Below are 16,963 nucleotides of genomic sequence, written 5' to 3'. Positions count from 1 at the left end.
GCGCGGCGACGATGGGCCGCGCTCCAAACCGCTCCGTTACTTGTCGAGCCAGGCGTCGCGGAAGCCATCATTGACGCCAACCCCGGTCGTGATCAGGTTCTTCACCTTGCACTTGGTGATCGTCGGGAACTGCAGCTCCAGAAGCCAGGCGACGGGCACGTCCTCGACGAGGATCTTCTGCACCTTCTCATAGGCCTCCTTGCGCTTGGCGTCGGTCGGCGCGGTCGCCCCCTCGGCGAACAGTCTGTCGACCTCCGGATTCGAGTAGCCCTCGACATTGTTGAACAGCTGCCCCTTGGCGATCGCCGAGGTGATGTAGTTGCGGGACACGCCGAGCGCGGGATCGCCGTACTGATACAGATAGGTGAAGGCGAGATCGTAGTCCCACTCCATAATCTTCTGGTTACCGCCGGGAACATCGGTCGCGATCGTCTCGATCGTCATGCCGACGTCCTGCAGGTTCTGCTTCACCGCCTCGCCCCAGCGCTGCCAGGTCTCGCCATAGGCCAGCGGCAGCATGCGGATCTTCTCGCCCTTGTAGCCGGCTTCCTTCAACAGCGCCTTGGCCTTGGCGGGATCGTACGGGTATTTCGGCACATCATCGGTATAAAACTTGATGGTCGAAGCCGACGGGCCGGTCGCGACCTTGCCGAGCCCGTTCCAGATCACGTCCTTGGCGAAGTCGCGATCGATGGCATACATGATCGCCTGCCGCACCTTCTTGTTGGCCAGAATCGGATTGCGGTGGTTCAGCCACATCCACGACAGCGGCGAGAAGAACTCCCAGCCGGCGCCGGTCACGCAGGCCCCCGGAAGCTTGGAGACACGCGGCACGTCGAAATTCTCGATCGAGCCGCCCGGCAGCACGTCAACCTTGCCGGTCTCGAACGCCACGGCGCGCGCCGCCGCATCCGGAATGATCTGCCAATAGACCTCGTCCAAATAGGGCTTGCCCTTCTCGTGGTAGTTCGGATTTTTCACCATGCGGATGAAAGATCCCTTCTGCCACTCCTTGAACATGAAGGGCCCGGTGCCGATGGGCGCGTTGTTGTTCGGATTGGTCTTGAAGTCGGTCCCTTCATAAAGATGCTTCGGGACCATCGGCATCGAACCGACCTCGAAGATGCCGATGAAAGGACCGAACGGCTCCTTCAAGGTGAACACCACGGTGAGATCATCCGGCGCCTCAATCTTCTCGACCATCACGAGGTTGTTGCGGGCGCGCGCATGGGTCTGCTTCAACATCTCGATCGAGAACAGCACGTCGGCCGAGGTGAACGGCTTGCCGTCATGCCAGGTCACGCCGGGCTTGAGCTTGAAGGTGTAGACCTTGGCGTCCGGGCTGATCGTCCAGCTCACTGCGAGGCCGGGCAGCGGTTCGAGCTTGGGACTGTAGCGCAGCAGGCCCTCGAAAATGTTGCCGGACACCATCTGGGTCGGGCCGTTCTGGACCATGGCCAGCATCAGGCCGGGCGGCTCGGGCTGGATGACAGCATTGACGACACCGCCGGCCTTCGGCTCCTCGGCATGAGCCGCGGACAGAACGAAGCCGATGGCAATACCCAGCAAGACCCGTTTCAACATGATGAACTTCCCAACTGTTTCGATCCGCTGCAATGCATCAAGCGCGCCAACGCGCGATGGATCGCCATGCGGCATTCCGACGTGACGCCTGCTCTGGGCGCATGGACAGGAGGGATGACGCGCGCTGTTGGATGATTTGGCCGCGGTCGTCGCACCTGCGATGCTCTGGATGCGCCCCGCGAGCGGGTTCGCAGGGCGCTGCCAGCAAGGCGTCGCCAACTTCGCGGCTGTCATGAACCGCCGCACATGGTCGTCGTCATCGTCGCGAGATGAAAGTCGCGACAGGATCAGCTCAAAAATTGGACAGCCTGGTCGCTCTCGAAAGAGCCGTCGTACGGCCGGCACGGCCGAGATCGCGGAACGCCATCAGCGCCTGAGGCGGGCGATGGTACCAGCGACGATTTGCATCACCACGCCGATCACCCAGCCCGCCATGATCAACGAGGTCCAGACGATGTGCGGGTCCTCGCGCAGAATGATGATGCCGACGGCGAAGAAGGCCGTCAGCGTCGCGAGGAAGGTTCCGACCGCACTGAGAAACTCCGCAGCGTCGATCTTTCGTTCCGCCGGCGTCCCCTCCTCATGCGGATGGAAAGGTATCTGGGGCGTGTCGATCCCGAGATAGAAGCCGAACGCGCCGGACACCATCATCAGCAGCAGAAAGCCCTGGGTGGTCAGGGCCGGTACGCTGGAGCCGACATGGGCACCGACAAACAGGCCGCAGGCGGCGCCCGCCAAAGCAAGACCGGAGCGCTCGAGGACATGGGCGAATTGTCGCACACGAAGGCGCATGGGCAGTCCTCGGAAATGTTGGATCGGCGGGGTCCGCCGATCCGTCCGTCATCAACGCAAGAATTGATTAATACAAGGCTACGCCGCCTTGGTCATATCGGCATTGAGATGGCGCAACCTCGGCAGCACCTCCTGCTTGAGCAGGCGGAGCGAGTTGTGCCAGGCTTCCGGCCTGTGCTTGTAGTCGAAGCCGAACACGCACAGGGTTCCGAAGCCGCCGACTTCATGCCAGATCTTCTCGATCTTTTCGGTCACCGTCGCCGGCGAGCCGATGATCCAGTTGCGCTTGGCACAATAATCCACCGTCACGTCGGAATCGGGCACATCGGGCGCGTGCTTCAGATAGTCCTTGAAGCCGAAATGCCCGAGCAGCGGCAGGAAATATTCGCCCATCATCCGGCCCATCATGTCGCCGCTCGACAGGCGCCAGGCCTCCTCGTCCGTGTCGGCGACGAATACTTCACGCACCAGCCGCCAATCGCTGCGGTTGGCCTTGCGTCCGGACTTGGCGGCGCCGGCCTCGACCGAGTCCCAATGCGACGAGACATAGGCCGGGTTGAGGTTCAGGCTCATCGGAATGAAGCCGCGTTCGCCGGCGAGTTTCAGCGTATCCGAGTTCTTCGACAGGCCGGCGACGCCGATCGGCGGATGCGGCGCCTGCACCGGCTTGAGGTGCGGCTTGAGGAAGTCGAACATCACGTCCGGCTTGGTCACCGTCCAGTATTTGCCCTTGTGCGTGAACGGCGCCGGCTCGCTCCAGAGCCGCAGGATGATCTCCAGCGCCTCGCGCGTCATCTCACGGTTCTGGCCGCTCATGCCGTCGACGTTGAACATCGCCCAGTCGCTCGGCAGACCTGATGCGGCGATGCCGAAATTGAGCCGGCCTTCGGACAGGTGATCCAGCATCGCGACGCGATTGGCGAGCTCGGCCGGATGATGATAGGGCAGCAGGAAACCGCCAGGCCCAAGCCGGATGTTCTTGGTCTCGCGGAAGGCCTGCGCGAGCAGCAGATCGGGCGCCGGGTGCGGCTCCCACGGCGCGGTGTGATGCTCGCCGATCCAGGCTTCCTGATAGCCGAGCTCATCGAGCCAGCGCAGGACCTTCAGGTCCCAATCGTGGCCCTCCTTCAATCCGCACTCCGGCGGATGCGAGGGCATCGTGAAATATCCGATTTCCATGGCGCTTTCCTCTCGCGTTTATATTGCGGCGCAGCTTTGCGATGCGCTCTTCGTCACGCGAGACGAAACACGACCAACCGAGTCGGCAACGCCGCACGTGGTCTGCGAAGTCTAGCACTTCGTCCGACAGCGACAATCGTCCGCTGTGTCGCTGGCGGAATGATGACGCGAATTCTGTGCCGAGACTCGGCAACATCCCGCCCAGGACACCGGGAACCTGCCGCTAACTTCACGTCAACGTGCGCCAAACGTGGTTCTGCCGAACAGCTCCTTCTGCGTCGACGGTTGCGAACGCCAATATTGCGGAGGTGCGGCCACCTGCCCGCCGAGCTCGGCCGCGGCATGCCAGCCCCAGCGCGGATCGTAGAGCATGCCGCGGGCGAGCGCGACCATGTCGGCCTTGCCCGATGCCACGATCTCCTCGGCTTGCTGCGCCTGCGTGATGAGGCCGACCGCCATGGTTGGAAGTCCCGTCGCCTGCTTCACGGCGTCCGCGAACGGCACCTGATAACCGGGGCCGAGCGTGATCTTCTGTTGCGGCGAGACACCGCCCGAGGAGACATCGATCCAGTCAGCGCCGCGGCGCTTGAGCTCCTGCGCAAAGGCGATGGTCTGGTCGAGATCCCAGCCGCCATCGACCCAGTCGGTCGCCGACACGCGCACGCCGACCGGCCTGTCGGCCGGAAAGGCGCCGCGGACGGCATCGAACACTTCGAGCGGAAAGCGCATGCGGTTCTCCAGCGAGCCGCCATAGGCATCGCTGCGCTGGTTGGCGATCGGCGAGAGGAATTGATGCAGCAGGTAGCCGTGCGCGCCGTGGACCTCGATCGCATCGATGCCGAGGCGCGCAGCGCGCTGCGCCGCAGAAACGAACGCGTCGCGGATGCGCGCCAGCCCTGCGGCATCGAGCGCCTCCGGCGCGAGTTCGCCCTCTTTGTGGGGCAAGGCCGATGGTGCGACCGTCTGCCACCCGCCGCTCGCGGGTGCCATCTGCTGGCCGCCATCCCAGGGCTTATGGCTGGAGCCTTTGCGGCCGGCATGGGCGAGTTGCATCGCAATCGCGGTCTTCGAATGCTTGCGCACCGATGTCAGGATCGGCACCAGCGCCGCTTCGGTCGCATCGTCCCACAGGCCAAGGCAGCCCGGCGTGATGCGTCCGATCGGTTCGACATGCGTCGCCTCGATGCAGACCATCGCCGCGCCCGACAGCGCGAGCGTGCTGATATGGGTGAAGTGCCAGTCATTGGCGACGCCATTCTCGGCCGAATACTGACACATCGGCGAGACCACGATGCGGTTGGCGAGTTCGAGGCCGCGCAGCTTGATCGGGGTAAACAGGGCGCTCATGCGGATGTTCCGGAAAAGGGGACGACGGAAGGCGCGTTAGCCTGATGTGTCGCGAGTGTCGGCCATCGGCGGGCCGCGGTCAACGCACCGGCCGATGCGATGTCGTAGCTCATTCCACCAACGTGAACTGCAACAACAATGTGCGCTGGATCATGGAGAAATTGTCGTCGGACACCAATGTCAGCACGGTGTCGCCCTCGGGCGTGACATGCGCATCGATGCCTTCGAGATTGTCGATCTCCTGGCCGAGATCGGCTGCGAAGATCGCTGGACCGTCGAGCAGCGCGCCTGGCGTGATCTGCGCCAGTGACAGCCGACGAATCCGGATGCCGACCCCGCTGAACAGCGAGAATTTGCGTTCCAGAATCAGGAGCTCTCCCGACGGCAGCAGCACGGCATCGCTGATGTCGAAGTCGTTGCTTCTGATGATGCTGAACTGTCCCGCAGCAGGGCCGCCGATCAGGAACGCCAGCAGATTGCCGTTCGCGTCCAGGCCGCGTTCGGAGATCGCGATCAAGCTGCCCGCGAGCGGCAGGCCCTTCGGCACCACCACCAGGGCCTCCAGACCCTTGTTGTTGGGCAGCCGTCGGGCGGCCGGCGGCAGCGGCACGATCTCGCTGCGCGCGCCGGTGCCGCCCTTGGCGAAATCGTAGCGCAGCAGCTGATTGACGCGCTCGAGGCCGACATAGACGACGTCGCCATCGCGAGCGAGCGACTCGGAATCATACCAGCCGCGATCGGTGATCGGCCGTCCGTCGGGCCCGAGCAGCGGCGCCGCCTCGACCTCCGCAAGCCCCGTGATCTCGTGGCCGGAATAGACGATGCGGCCGGTGAACCAGCCGCCTTTGTCGCTGATGGCAAGGAAACGCTCGCCCTTGGCATCGAGCCGCAGGCCGGACAGGCCGCCGAAGCCGGGATAGGACGAGGTCAGCGCCACGCCGGTGCGATAGTGCAATTTCCCGAACTGCAGACGCGTGCGATCGCGCAGGTCGAAAGCGGGCAGCGGCCGCGCCTTGACCTCGATCTTGACGGCCGATGTGACCGAATGCTCGTCGGTGGCCGCCCGCCTGCGGGCCGGCGCCGGCGTCGATTGCGCGCGAGCTGTCCCCCCGCCCGCGAGCGTCGCCACCCCGGCCAAGGTCAGCGCAAGAAAGCGCCTGCGGTCGGAGATCGCGTGCAGCGACATCGCTCGAGGGGCCCCCTCCCCACAGCTTCCCACATCCGGGAGGAACGCATCCGCTCCCGGTCAGGAATGCAGCTTGCGCTTCGGCCCACGCACAGGCTGCGGCGCCGCGTGAGTCTCGGTGAACAATTCGGCGAGCTTCTCGGTGATGGCGCCGCCGAGCTCCTCGGCATCAACGATCGTGACCGCGCGACGGTAGTAGCGCGTGACGTCGTGACCGATGCCGATCGCGATCAGTTCGACCGGCGAGCGGGTCTCGATCTCCTCGATGATGTGGCGCAGGTGGCGCTCGAGATAGTTGCCGGGGTTGACCGACAGCGTGGAGTCGTCGACCGGTGCACCATCGGAGATCATCATCAGGATCTTGCGCTGCTCGGGCCGGCCGAGCAGGCGCTTGTGGGCCCAGTCCAGCGCTTCGCCGTCGATATTCTCCTTCAGGAGCCCCTCGCGCATCATCAGGCCGAGATTCTTGCGCGCACGACGCCATGGCGCGTCCGCGGCCTTGTAGATGATGTGGCGCAGATCGTTGAGGCGGCCGGGATTGGCTGGCTTGCCGGCCGCGAGCCACGCCTCGCGCGACTGCCCGCCCTTCCAGGCCCGCGTCGTGAAGCCGAGGATCTCGACCTTGACGCCGCAACGCTCCAGCGTGCGGGCGAGAATGTCGGCGCAGGTGGCGGCGACCGTGATCGGCCGTCCGCGCATCGAGCCGGAATTGTCGAGCAGCAAGGTGACCACCGTGTCGCGGAAGGTCGCCTCCTTCTCGCGCATGAAGGACAGCGGCTGGTAGGGATCTATGACGACGCGCGACAGCCGCGCCGGATCAAGGATGCCCTCTTCCAGGTCGAACTCCCAGGCGCGGTTCTGCTGCGCCATCAGCCGGCGCTGCAGCCGGTTGGCGAGCCGCGCGACGATGCCCTGGAGGTGCGCGAGCTGCTTGTCGAGATAGGAGCGCAGCCGCTCCAGCTCGTCATGGTCGCACAGGTCCTCGGCCGCGATGATCTCGTCGAATTTCGGCGCGAAGGCATGATATTCGGGCCCGCGCGGCTCGTTGGCGCCGCCACGGTTCGGCCTTGTCGCCTCGCCCGGCGTCTCGTCGTCGCCGAGCTCGCCGTCATCCAGCGTATCGGACGCGGAGGCCTGCGCCGCTTCCATCGCGCTCTCGGACATCTCGTCCGATGTCGTCTGCGCCTGATCGGCACTCATCTCCTGCGCGGCGTCGGACTCGGGCGAGCCCTCGGCGCCGGACTGGTCGTTGTCGCCGTCGCGGTTGTCGTCGTTGTCCTCGTCCTCTTCCGAATCGGCATTGCGCTCATCGCCGAGATCGAGCGCCGACAACAAATCATGGACGAGGTCGCCGAACTTGGCTTGGTCCTCGGTGAAGCGGCCGAGTTCGTCGAGCTGCGAGCCGATCCGCTCCTCCAAAAACGGCCGCCAGAGATCGACCACCTTGCGCGCCGCGTTCGGCGGCGCCAGACCGGTCAGCCGCTCGCGCACCATCATCGCGAGCGCATCCGACAGCGGCGCATCGGCGCGGTCGGTGATCTCGTCATATTTGCCGCGATGGAAGTGATCGTCGAGCATCGCGGTGAGATTCTTGGCCACGCCAGCCATGCGCCGCGCGCCAATCGCCTCGACACGCGCCTGCTCGACCGCCTCGAACACGCCGCGCGCCTGCGGATTGCCGGGGATCAGCTTGCGGTGAATCTTCGGATCATGGCAGGCGAGCTTCAGCGCGATGGAATCGGCGTGGCCGCGCACGACCGCGGCATCGCGCTTGGTCATCTTGCGCGCGGGCTCCGGCAACCGCGCTTTGCCGGGCGCAAGGCCGGGCCGCTCGGCGGCGAAGGAGACTTCGAGCTCGGGCGCTCTCGCGATCGCGCGCAGGCAACCGGTCACCGAGCGCTTGAACGGCTCGGTCGGCGCCTCCTTGGTTCCGGGACGGAGTTTGCTGTTGGATGTCGTCATCTTGTCCCTGCCGCTGTCGTCCCGGCGAACGCCGGGAGCCGTAGCCACCGGCGGTCATTCATTCGTGTCGACGCCAGTTTCAGCGTCGCCGAATGTCACGACGTATGGTCCCGGCTTGCCGCCGGGACGACGCCTTGTCAGCTCAGCGCCACGTTGACGGCGGATTCCGGCAGCTCGGCGTTGAAGCAGCGCTGATAGAATTCCGCAACCAGCGGACGCTCGAGCTCGTCGCATTTGTTGAGGAACGTCACGCGGAAGGCAAAGCCGATATCGCCGAAGATCTCGGAGTTCTCGGCCCAGGTGATCACCGTGCGCGGGCTCATCACCGTCGACAGGTCGCCATTGGCGAACGCGTTGCGGGTGAGGTCGGCAAGCCGGACCATCTTGTTCACCGTGTCGCGGCCCTGCTGGTTCTGATAGTGCTTGGCCTTGGCCAGCACGATCTCGACCTCCTCGTCATGCGCCAAATAGTTCAGCGTCGTCACGATCGACCAGCGGTCCATCTGGCCCTGGTTGATCTGCTGCGTGCCGTGATAGAGGCCCGACGTATCGCCGAGGCCGATGGTGTTGGCGGTCGCGAACAGGCGGAAGGCCGGGTGCGGCTTGATCACCTTGTTCTGGTCGAGCAGGGTCAGCCGGCCCGAGACTTCGAGCACGCGCTGGATCACGAACATCACGTCCGGGCGGCCGGCGTCATATTCGTCGAACACCAGCGCCACATTGTGCTGGAGCGCCCAGGGCAGGATGCCGTCACGGAATTCCGTGACCTGCTTGCCGTCCTTGACCACGATCGCATCCTTGCCGACCAGGTCGATGCGGCTGATATGGCTGTCGAGGTTGACGCGCACGCAGGGCCAGTTCAGGCGGGCGGCGACCTGCTCGATATGGGTTGATTTTCCGGTGCCATGATACCCGGTCACCATCACGCGGCGGTTCTTGGCGAAGCCGGCCAGGATCGCAAGCGTGGTGGCGCGGTCGAAACGGTAGTCGGCGTCGACTTCAGGAACGTGCGGATCGCTTTCGGAAAAGGCCGGCACCTCAAGGTCGCTGTCGATCCCGAACACCTGCCGCACCGACACTTTCATGTCGGGCACACCGGTCATCTCCTGCGCAATGGTCGTAGCGGCGGTCGTCATTCATCCTCCGAGGTCCCGGGCATTCCCGAAACCAGATTTCATGTTTGGCTGCGGTTGAAGGGCTTCGAGCGCCAGCCTATCAGAGAGCACGCGCGGGCAGAAGCCTAAGCCTTGATCAAAGTTCCGTCGTTATATCATCGAGATAGGCATGGGACGACGTTTTTGGAAGGCTGCCCTGCGGAAAGCGCCACCGTTTCGCCGCGAGTGTCGCGTCCAGCCTTCCGACGTGGCAGTCGGGGCCGAGGTTCCTACTTATCGATAAGCCTCCAACCCTTCCCACCAGCAGGAACCGCGTGGCCCATCTGCTCGATCCCCTGATTGCCTTCGTCTCCGCGCATGCGGGACTGGCCTATCTCACCCTGTTTCTGGCGGCGTTGCTCGAGGCGGTCCCGATCGTCGGCTCGGTGGTCCCCGGCACGACCATCATCCTGGCGCTGAGCGCGCTGATTCCGGGCGGCGAGCTGACGCTGCAATGGGTGCTGGCCGCGGCTATTCTGGGCGCGGTGCTCGGCGATGGCGGGGCCTTCTGGATCGGGCATCGTCAGCAGCGCGAGATCCTCACGACCTGGCCGTTCTCGAACTATCCGCGCCTCGTGGCGCAGAGCGAGGCCTTCTTCCACCGCTTCGGCACGCTCGCGATCTTCTTCGCCCGGTTCGTGGCCCCGATCCGCGCCGTGGTGCCGATCACGGCGGGCGCGCTCGATATCCCGCCCCTCCGCTTCTATGCCGTGAACATTCCCGCGATCGCGCTGTGGGCCTGCGCCCACGTTCTGCCGGGCGTATTCGCGGTGCAGCTGCTGCATCGCTACGGCGGCATCCCGCATCACAGCCACATTGCCAAGTCGACCTGGATCATCGCGGCGGTCGCCGGAACGATCGTGGCCTGGCTCGTGCTGCGGCTGGTGCGGAAGCGGCGCGAGACCCAGTTGGCGGCTGGGACGGCCGAATAGGCGCAGCTGCATCCGCTAAAGCGGATCCAGAATGGCGCCGCGTCCTGGGACGGGCCCGGTATAGCGGGCGCGCGGCCGGATCAGGCGGCCGAATTGCAGCTGCTCGCAGGCATGGGCGATCCAGCCGACGCAGCGGGCCATCGCAAACAACGCCAGCTCACTGCCCGCAGGCAGTCGCAGGCTGTGCACCAGCACGGCCAGCGCATAGTCGATATTGACGAACTCACCGGTCGCCTCCGCGATCCGTTCCGGCACCTCGCGGGTGAATTTGCGCGGCGCACCGGCCCGCGTCAGCGCTTCCAGCAGCGAGATCGCGCGCGGATCGCCGCGCTTGTAGACGCCATGGCCGAAGCCCGCGAAGCGCTCGCCGAGCGCCACCCGCTCGCGGATCAGCGGTGCCACGTCGCGATCGATCAGGGTCTTCACCAGCTGCGAGGCCAGCACGCCGGCGCCGCCATGCTGCGGGCCTTTGAGGGCAGCGAGACCCGCGATCACCGCATCATAGAGGCTAAGCCCCGTCGAGGCCGCACAGCGCACCGTGAAGGTCGACGCGTTCAGCTCGTGATCGGCAAGCAGCACCAAAGTGCGGCGGATCAGGTCGGGTGCATGCTTGTGCTCGGGTGCCCAGGCCCTGGCGACCTGGATGTGAAGCGGCTCGGCGGACGGCGCCGCGTCCAGCATGGCCGCAACGACAAGGCGCAGGATGCGCGCGCCGACCAGGGCACGACCGTCGGGCGCGCGGTTGAACGCGGCAGGATCCGCTTGGGTCGCCAGCGCCAGGACGGCGATGGCCCGATCGATCGGCGCCGCGCGGCGCGCCGCCTCAGCGATCAGACGCATCTCGTCAGAGATGTGGGGCATGTTGTCAAGTGCGAACGGGTCGATCGCGGTCACGTCCCACAACAGGGTCGCAGCGTGTTCAAGCGAATCGCGCTCGGCCAGATCGACGCAATTGACACCGCGGTAGATCGGACCGGCCTCGGTGATCGTCGAGACCGCGGAATCGAACACCGGCAGGTCTGCGTCGAAGCTGCGGAACACCCGCGGCTCTGGAGCCGGCGCCCGCCGCTCCTTCAAGGCCCGGATGTCCTCGGCGCGATAGCGGTGGCTGCGCGAATCCGGCGACGGCTCCGAGCGCACGAGGCCGCGGCTGACATAGGCATAGAGGGTCGCAGGCGAGATCGCGAGTTCGGCCGACGCTTCGCGGGCCGATAGGTAAAGGCCATTGTCTTTTTTCATATTGATCAGCTTAATCAAGATTGATCAAGTTGTCGACCGAGCGGATCTTACCGGCGTGATCATTCACACAAGGAGATCCCGCCATGACGATTCAGCTCGCAAAGTCCCCCATCGGCCTTGATGGCATTCCCGCCGCCGAGACCGTGCTCAGCCATGTCGACGGTCAGCAGGGCGAGCTCATCATTGCCGGTAGCCGGGTGGCCGATCTTGCAGCCAGCGCAGGCTTCGAAGGTGTCACCGCCCGGCTGTGGAGCGCAGCGACCAAGCGCAGCATCAGCGACGCGGAGGTCCGCGCCAGCCTCGGGCTTGCCCGCCAGCGCGCCTTTGCGCGACTTCCCGAGTTGCTGGCGGCCACCGCCGAACTGCCGATCATCGACGGCTTCCGCGCGGCCGTCGCCGCGTTGCGGCCGGAAGCTGGACTCTCCGACGAGGCGACGATCGTCGGCGCCTGCCCCGTCATCGCCGGCGCGCTCGTCCAGCGCGCACTGGGATCACAGCCGATCGCTCCCGACCCCACCGCGACCCACGCCGCGGACACCCTGCGCATGGTGCGCGGCGGCACCCCAGAGGCTGGCGAGGTCACCGCGCTCGATACCTATCTGGTTACGGTCAGCGATCACGGCATGAACGCATCGACCTTTGCCGCACGCGTGGTCGCCTCGACCCAGGCCGACCTGTTCGCCTCGGTCACCGCCGGCTATTGCGCGCTCACCGGCCCGCTGCATGGCGGGGCGCCGGAGCCGGTGCTGGAGATGCTGAATGCGATCGGCACCCGCGACAACATCAAGCCGTGGGTCGATGCGGCACTCGGGCGTGGAGAGCGGCTGATGGGGTTTGGCCACCGCATCTATCGGGTGCGCGACCCGCGTGCTGACGTCTTGAAGGCGGCGATCGCGCGGCTGGCCGGCAGTGGCGCCGATCTGCCGTTCGCGAGCGAAGTCGAGGCCTACATTCGCACGGCGCTGCGGCAGAAAAATCCGGAGCGCGTGCTCGATACCAATGTCGAGTTCTTCACCGCCATCCTGCTCGATGCGCTGAAGATTCCACGCCAAGCCTTCACCCCGATCTTCGCCGTGGCACGCGCCGCCGGCTGGACCGCACATGCCCGCGAGCAGCAGCGGACGGGACGACTGATCCGGCCGAGCTCGGCCTATATCGGGCCGAAGCCCTGACTGCCTTCGAACAATCGGACGCGGCAGCGTGGCGGGCTGCCGCGTCAGCCCTTCACCACGGTCTTGAGGTAATTATAGGCCTTGATGATCTCGATCAGGCGATCCTCGGTCGAGCGGTCGCCGCCATTGGCGTCGGGGTGGTGCTGCTTCACCAGCGCCTTGTACTTGACCTTGACGTCCTCAAGGGTCGCATCGGGGCCGAGGCCCATCACCTGCAGCGCCTTGCGCTCGGCATTGAAGACCTTGCGCGTCTCCGCCTTGGGCGCCGACTGCGGGTTGGGCCGCCAACTGCCGCGGCCGTTGATTTCGGCGAACACGCTGAACGGATCCGACGCATCGCCGAGATCGGCCTCAGGGCTGCCGGTGCCGCGCTTGGCCGAGGTATTCGCGCCCATCTTCCAGGTCGGGCGATGTCCGGTCAGCGCATCCTTCTGATAACGTGCGACCGCCTCGGCGTTCATGCCGGAGAAGAAATTATAGGACTGGTTGTACTCGCGCACGTGGTCGAGACAGAAGTGCCAATATTCGCGCTGGTTCTCGCGCCCCTTGGGCGCGCGATGCGAACCCCGGTTCGTGCAGTCCGGCCATTGGCACGGCTGAGCCTCCTCGCGCACCGGCTGCCGCGCAGCCTGCTTTTTGGGCTTGATGCGGATGGAGTCGAAGAATTTGTTTGAATCGATCGGCATGGCGGACTTTGACTACGCAACGCGAAAAGCTTCAAGTCTTGACATTGCGAATACCTCAGGCGGGGACCGCCGATTGACGAAAAATAATTTGATGCGTATTTCCAGAGACCATGCGGACCCAAGATGCTATCATTGAAAAGTTGCGCGAAGCTTTCTCGCCGGAAAGCCTCGATGTGCAGGACGAATCACATCTGCATGCAGGCCACATGGGACACCGGCCGAGCGGTGAAACCCATTTCCGCGTGTATATTGTGTCGCAGGCCTTTGCCGGCAAGAGCCGCGTCGATCGTCACCGCCTGATCAACGCCGCATTGGCGGCGGAACTTGCCGGCTCGGTGCATGCGCTGGCGCTGCATGCGAAGGCGCCCGGCGAAGCCTGACATCAGATCCCTGACATCAGATCCGTGGCAACAAAGCCCTGATACCGACGTGCGCGACAATGATTAGAACGCCGTGCCGGCACGGCGCGGCCGCGTCTCCTCTGTCTCGCCGCGCGGCACCGGAACGATGCGCAGCGCGGTGATACGATTGCGCTCCCGGCGCAGCACGCGAAAGCGGAATCCATGGAAGGTGAAGCTCTGGCCGCGCTCGGGGATCGAGCGCGCCTCATGAATCACGAGACCGGCAACCGTCGTTGCTTCTTCGTCCGGCAGCGTCCAATCCATCGCGCGATTGAGATCGCGGATCGGCACGGATCCATCGACGACGACCGATCCATCCGGCTGCACGCGCACGCCGGCGACCTGCACGTCCTGCTCGTCGGAGATATCGCCGACGATCTCTTCGAGAATATCCTCGAGCGTGACGATGCCTTCGACCTCGCCATACTCATCGACGACCAGCGCGAAATGCGTCTTGCGCCGGCGAAACGCTTTCAGCTGTTCCGACACCGAACGCATCTCCGGAACGAACCAGGGCGGCAGCGCCAGCGACGCGACATCGATATGCGACACATCGCCCTCGGCTGAGCGGATCGCGCGCAACAGATCCTTCGCATGCAGCACGCCGATGATGTTTTCCGGCGTGCCGCGCCACAGCGGGATGCGCGTATATTCGGACGCCAGCACCTCGCGCACCAGTTCCTCCTGCGGCAGGTCCGCATTCACCATCACCATCTCGGTGCGGTGAACCATCACATCGGATACCTGCAATTCGCGCAGGTCGAGCAGACCGCCGAGCATGTCGCGATCCTGCTTCTCGACCTTGCCTTCGTGATGCAACAGGTCGACGGCACCGCGTAGGCGCTCGGTCGGCGACAGGATCGGCTGATTGGCACCGACCTTGAAGCCGATCAGCCGCATCAGGACGCGCACGATCGCCTCGATGACGGCGAGCACCGGACCGAGCACGATCACGGTCGCGCGCATCGGCCGGGCCACCGCGAGCGAGACGCGATCCGGCGCGTTGATCGCGATCGTCTTCGGCAAGACTTCGGCAAAGATCACGACCAGTGCCGTCATCACGCCGGTGGCGTAGAGCACGCCGACCTCGCCGAACCAGGCGGTGAAGATGCCGGTCGCCAGCGCCGAGGCGGCGATATTGGCGATGTTGTTGCCGAGCAGCAGCGCGCCGATCAACCGCTCGCGCATGTCGAACAGGCTCGATACCACGTCAGCGTCGCGATTGCCCTGCTTCGACAGCCGCAGCATCGAGGCGCGGGAGGCGCCGGTCAGGGCGGTCTCGCTCAGCGCGAAAAAGGCGGAGGCGCCGAGACAGACGAGAACGATGGTGAGTGTGATCCAGTCCATGACGCCGATGTCACCCTCGATGAAAGCCGCCGATGATGCGCCGCCACTGCTCAACGCGGCGTAAAGCGCGCAAGATCAGCAGCGACGGTGCAATTTGGCCTGCAGGAAGTCGCGGACGCGCGCTGGATCGACGTCCTTGGCAATGACGGCGCGGCCGATCGCCTCCATCAGGATGAAGGTGAGCTTGCCGCGCTTGACCTTCTTGTCCTGCGCCATCAAGGCCAAAAGCTGGTCGGCGTCGCCGATTCCCTCCTGGGCGAAGCCGGCGATGTCCTGCAGGTGGGTCGGCAGGCCGGCCGCCCCAAGGTGACGCTCGATCCTGATGACATCGTCGGGCGGCAGCATGCCGAGCTCGGCGGAAAACTGCGCCGCCAGCACCATGCCGACGGCGACGCCCTCGCCGTGGAACAAGCGATCGGAGAAGCCGGTGATCGCCTCCAGGGCATGCCCGAAGGTGTGGCCGAGATTGAGCAGCGCGCGGTCGCCGGTCTCGCGCTCGTCGCGGGCGACGATCGCCGCCTTGGCGCGACAGGAGGTGGCGACGGCATGTTCGCGTGCCGCACCGCCCGTGACGATGTCAGCGTGGTTGGCCTCCAGCCAGGTGAAGAATCCGGCGTCGCCGAGCAGGCCGTATTTGGCGACCTCGGAATAGCCGGCGCGGAACTGGCGCGGCGACAGCGTGTCGAGCACGGCGGTGTCGGCGATCACCAGCACCGGCTGGTGGAAGGCGCCGAGCAGGTTCTTGCCCTGCGGCGAGTTGATACCGGTCTTGCCGCCGACCGAGGAATCGACCTGCGCCAGCAGCGAGGTCGGCACCTGCACGAAATCGACGCCGCGGCGCAGGATGGCCGCCGCGAAGCCGGCGAGATCGCCGACCACGCCGCCGCCGAGCGCGATGACGAGATCGTTGCGCTCGATCTTCGCCGCGATCAGCGCCTCGCTGACCTTTTCCAGGCCGGCATAGGTCTTGGAGCCCTCGCCCTCCTCGACGACGATGGTCGACGACGGAATGCCCGCCTCCGCCAGGATCGCCTCGGTCGGCTTCAGCCAGTGCGCGGCCACGGTGCGGTCGGTGACGATCGCTGTCCGCACGCCCGGACGCAGCGCCGCGATGCGCTGACCGAGCGAGGCCAGCACGCCGCGGCCGATGACGATGTCATAGGCACGCTCACCCAGCGCGACGTCGACGATGATCGGATCGGAAGTCTTCAGGGGTGCGGTCATCGGAGCGCGCTCATCGCCTGCATGGAGTCGGTCTGCATGGAATCCGCCTGAACCGGACCCGGCTGGACGGGATCGGCCTGGCCCGGATCGGGTTGCGGCGTGGCAGGCTGGACCTCGGCCTGCGGCGCGGGCAACAGCAACGCCTGCAGCGCCTCGATGCAATCCTCGACCACCCGGTCGTGCGGCACGTCGCGCGAGCAGATCGTGAGGTCGGCGAGCTGGTAGACCGGCTCGCGCTCGCTCAAGAGCCGCGCGACCGTGCCTTCAGGATCGGCGGTCTGCAGCAGCGGCCGATCGGCCCGCCGGCGAACCCGGCGCATGATCACGTCGGCATCGGCTTTCAACCAGATCGAGACCGCCTTCTCGTGGATGCGGTGGCGCGTCTCCTCGCGCATGAAGGCCCCCCCGCCGGTCGCCAGCACCGCCGGACCATTTTCCAGCAGGCGGGCGATCACGCGGGCCTCGCCATTCCGGAAATAGTCCTCGCCACGGGATTCGAAGATCTCCGGGATTGTCATGTCGGCCGCCGTCTCGATCTCGGTATCCGCATCGACGAAGGGCAACCGCAGCCGCGCCGCGAGCCGCCGGCCAACCGTGGACTTGCCGACGCCCATCATGCCCACCAGCACGATCAGCCGCTTACCGAGAGCCGCGGTAATCGCGGCCTCCGGAGCGGCTGGGCTGGGTACGGATTGTGTCGGTTCGGTCATCAATAGGCTTCTAGCCCAGCCCTTGCCGCTTTCAAAGGCATCCTGTTC

At 65.5% G+C, this 16,963-nt stretch carries 15 protein-coding genes; 3 read left to right on the top strand and 12 right to left on the bottom strand.

Annotated elements, in window-relative coordinates; translation table 11 throughout:
* Positions 1-36: 36 nt before the first annotated feature.
* The 7 genes from ACVIJ6_RS12815 to cobS all read right to left on the bottom strand — a co-directional run bounded on the left by ACVIJ6_RS12815 (position 37) and on the right by cobS (position 9,186).
* Positions 37-1,584 (bottom strand): ABC transporter substrate-binding protein, encoded by a 1,548-nt coding sequence (locus ACVIJ6_RS12815; protein WP_456773018.1) that lies wholly within the window; start codon positions 1,582-1,584, stop codon positions 37-39.
* A 366-nt stretch (positions 1,585-1,950) separates the two neighbouring features.
* Positions 1,951-2,376, bottom strand: coding sequence for a hypothetical protein (locus ACVIJ6_RS12810; RefSeq protein WP_012047298.1), 426 nt, complete (start codon positions 2,374-2,376; stop codon positions 1,951-1,953).
* A 78-nt stretch (positions 2,377-2,454) separates the two neighbouring features.
* Positions 2,455-3,555 (bottom strand): LLM class flavin-dependent oxidoreductase, encoded by a 1,101-nt coding sequence (locus ACVIJ6_RS12805; RefSeq protein WP_456773017.1) that lies wholly within the window; start codon positions 3,553-3,555, stop codon positions 2,455-2,457.
* 234 nt (positions 3,556-3,789) lie between these two features.
* Positions 3,790-4,902: an NADH:flavin oxidoreductase/NADH oxidase gene (locus ACVIJ6_RS12800; RefSeq protein WP_456773016.1), complete on the bottom strand. Its 1,113-nt coding sequence runs from the start codon at positions 4,900-4,902 to the stop codon at positions 3,790-3,792.
* A 109-nt stretch (positions 4,903-5,011) separates the two neighbouring features.
* Positions 5,012-6,088 carry an esterase-like activity of phytase family protein gene (locus tag ACVIJ6_RS12795; protein WP_456773015.1) on the bottom strand — a complete coding sequence of 359 codons (1,077 nt, stop codon included), beginning with the start codon at positions 6,086-6,088 and terminating at the stop codon, positions 5,012-5,014.
* A gap of 60 nt (positions 6,089-6,148) precedes the next feature.
* Positions 6,149-8,050, bottom strand: coding sequence for a cobaltochelatase subunit CobT (gene cobT / locus ACVIJ6_RS12790; protein ID WP_456773014.1), 1,902 nt, complete (start codon positions 8,048-8,050; stop codon positions 6,149-6,151).
* Positions 8,051-8,187: 137 nt separating this feature from the next.
* Positions 8,188-9,186, bottom strand: coding sequence for a cobaltochelatase subunit CobS (gene cobS, locus ACVIJ6_RS12785; RefSeq protein ID WP_456773013.1), 999 nt, complete (start codon positions 9,184-9,186; stop codon positions 8,188-8,190).
* A 293-nt stretch (positions 9,187-9,479) separates the two neighbouring features.
* Here cobS and ACVIJ6_RS12780 point away from each other — a divergent pair, with 293 nt between their 5' ends.
* A complete protein-coding gene (locus ACVIJ6_RS12780; protein WP_456773012.1) occupies positions 9,480-10,136 on the top strand; it encodes a DedA family protein in 657 nt (218 codons plus the stop codon).
* A gap of 15 nt (positions 10,137-10,151) precedes the next feature.
* Here ACVIJ6_RS12780 and ACVIJ6_RS12775 read toward each other — a convergent pair whose 3' ends face one another.
* Positions 10,152-11,375, bottom strand: coding sequence for a citrate/2-methylcitrate synthase (locus ACVIJ6_RS12775; RefSeq protein WP_456773011.1), 1,224 nt, complete (start codon positions 11,373-11,375; stop codon positions 10,152-10,154).
* 83 nt (positions 11,376-11,458) lie between these two features.
* Between ACVIJ6_RS12775 and ACVIJ6_RS12770 the strand changes: the two genes are divergently transcribed.
* Entirely contained in the window at positions 11,459-12,547 is a 1,089-nt protein-coding gene (locus tag ACVIJ6_RS12770; RefSeq protein WP_456773010.1) for a citrate synthase/methylcitrate synthase, read from the top strand.
* Positions 12,548-12,591: 44 nt separating this feature from the next.
* Here the strand turns inward: ACVIJ6_RS12770 and ACVIJ6_RS12765 are convergent, their stop codons facing one another.
* Complete coding sequence (locus ACVIJ6_RS12765; RefSeq protein ID WP_456773009.1) at positions 12,592-13,233, bottom strand: J domain-containing protein; 642 nt, start codon at positions 13,231-13,233, stop codon at positions 12,592-12,594.
* Between the two features lie 110 nt (positions 13,234-13,343).
* Here ACVIJ6_RS12765 and ACVIJ6_RS12760 point away from each other — a divergent pair, with 110 nt between their 5' ends.
* Positions 13,344-13,613 carry a BolA family protein gene (locus tag ACVIJ6_RS12760; protein WP_041751115.1) on the top strand — a complete coding sequence of 90 codons (270 nt, stop codon included), beginning with the start codon at positions 13,344-13,346 and terminating at the stop codon, positions 13,611-13,613.
* Between the two features lie 63 nt (positions 13,614-13,676).
* Here the strand turns inward: ACVIJ6_RS12760 and ACVIJ6_RS12755 are convergent, their stop codons facing one another.
* The 3 genes from ACVIJ6_RS12755 to ACVIJ6_RS12745 form a co-directional block, all read right to left on the bottom strand.
* Entirely contained in the window at positions 13,677-14,981 is a 1,305-nt protein-coding gene (locus ACVIJ6_RS12755) for an HlyC/CorC family transporter (protein ID WP_012047309.1), read from the bottom strand.
* A 75-nt stretch (positions 14,982-15,056) separates the two neighbouring features.
* Positions 15,057-16,205, bottom strand: coding sequence for a 3-dehydroquinate synthase (aroB, locus tag ACVIJ6_RS12750; RefSeq protein ID WP_456773008.1), 1,149 nt, complete (start codon positions 16,203-16,205; stop codon positions 15,057-15,059).
* Entirely contained in the window at positions 16,202-16,915 is a 714-nt protein-coding gene (locus ACVIJ6_RS12745; RefSeq protein WP_456773007.1) for a shikimate kinase, read from the bottom strand. The genes aroB and ACVIJ6_RS12745 overlap by 4 nt, the downstream gene beginning before the upstream one ends.
* Positions 16,916-16,963 lie beyond the last annotated feature (48 nt).

Source organism: Bradyrhizobium sp. USDA 4369 (genome assembly GCF_054056435.1).
Note: the sequence above shows the minus strand (reverse complement) of the source record. Positions and strands in the feature narration are given on the sequence as shown.

Excerpts from the sequence above, each read along its gene's own strand:
- ACVIJ6_RS12815 (WP_456773018.1), bottom strand. The coding sequence starts at position 1,584 with ATGTTGAAACGGGTCTTGCTGGGTATTGCCATCGGCTTCGTTCTGTCC.
- ACVIJ6_RS12810 (WP_012047298.1), bottom strand. The coding sequence starts at position 2,376 with ATGCGCCTTCGTGTGCGACAATTCGCCCATGTCCTCGAGCGCTCCGGT.
- ACVIJ6_RS12805 (WP_456773017.1), bottom strand. The coding sequence starts at position 3,555 with ATGGAAATCGGATATTTCACGATGCCCTCGCATCCGCCGGAGTGCGGA.
- ACVIJ6_RS12800 (WP_456773016.1), bottom strand. The coding sequence starts at position 4,902 with ATGAGCGCCCTGTTTACCCCGATCAAGCTGCGCGGCCTCGAACTCGCC.
- ACVIJ6_RS12795 (WP_456773015.1), bottom strand. The coding sequence starts at position 6,088 with ATGTCGCTGCACGCGATCTCCGACCGCAGGCGCTTTCTTGCGCTGACC.
- cobT (WP_456773014.1), bottom strand. The coding sequence starts at position 8,050 with ATGACGACATCCAACAGCAAACTCCGTCCCGGAACCAAGGAGGCGCCG.
- cobS (WP_456773013.1), bottom strand. The coding sequence starts at position 9,186 with ATGACGACCGCCGCTACGACCATTGCGCAGGAGATGACCGGTGTGCCC.
- ACVIJ6_RS12775 (WP_456773011.1), bottom strand. The coding sequence starts at position 11,375 with ATGAAAAAAGACAATGGCCTTTACCTATCGGCCCGCGAAGCGTCGGCC.
- ACVIJ6_RS12770 (WP_456773010.1), top strand. The coding sequence starts at position 11,459 with ATGACGATTCAGCTCGCAAAGTCCCCCATCGGCCTTGATGGCATTCCC.
- ACVIJ6_RS12765 (WP_456773009.1), bottom strand. The coding sequence starts at position 13,233 with ATGCCGATCGATTCAAACAAATTCTTCGACTCCATCCGCATCAAGCCC.
- ACVIJ6_RS12760 (WP_041751115.1), top strand. The coding sequence starts at position 13,344 with ATGCGGACCCAAGATGCTATCATTGAAAAGTTGCGCGAAGCTTTCTCG.
- ACVIJ6_RS12755 (WP_012047309.1), bottom strand. The coding sequence starts at position 14,981 with ATGGACTGGATCACACTCACCATCGTTCTCGTCTGTCTCGGCGCCTCC.
- aroB (WP_456773008.1), bottom strand. The coding sequence starts at position 16,205 with ATGACCGCACCCCTGAAGACTTCCGATCCGATCATCGTCGACGTCGCG.
- ACVIJ6_RS12745 (WP_456773007.1), bottom strand. The coding sequence starts at position 16,915 with ATGACCGAACCGACACAATCCGTACCCAGCCCAGCCGCTCCGGAGGCC.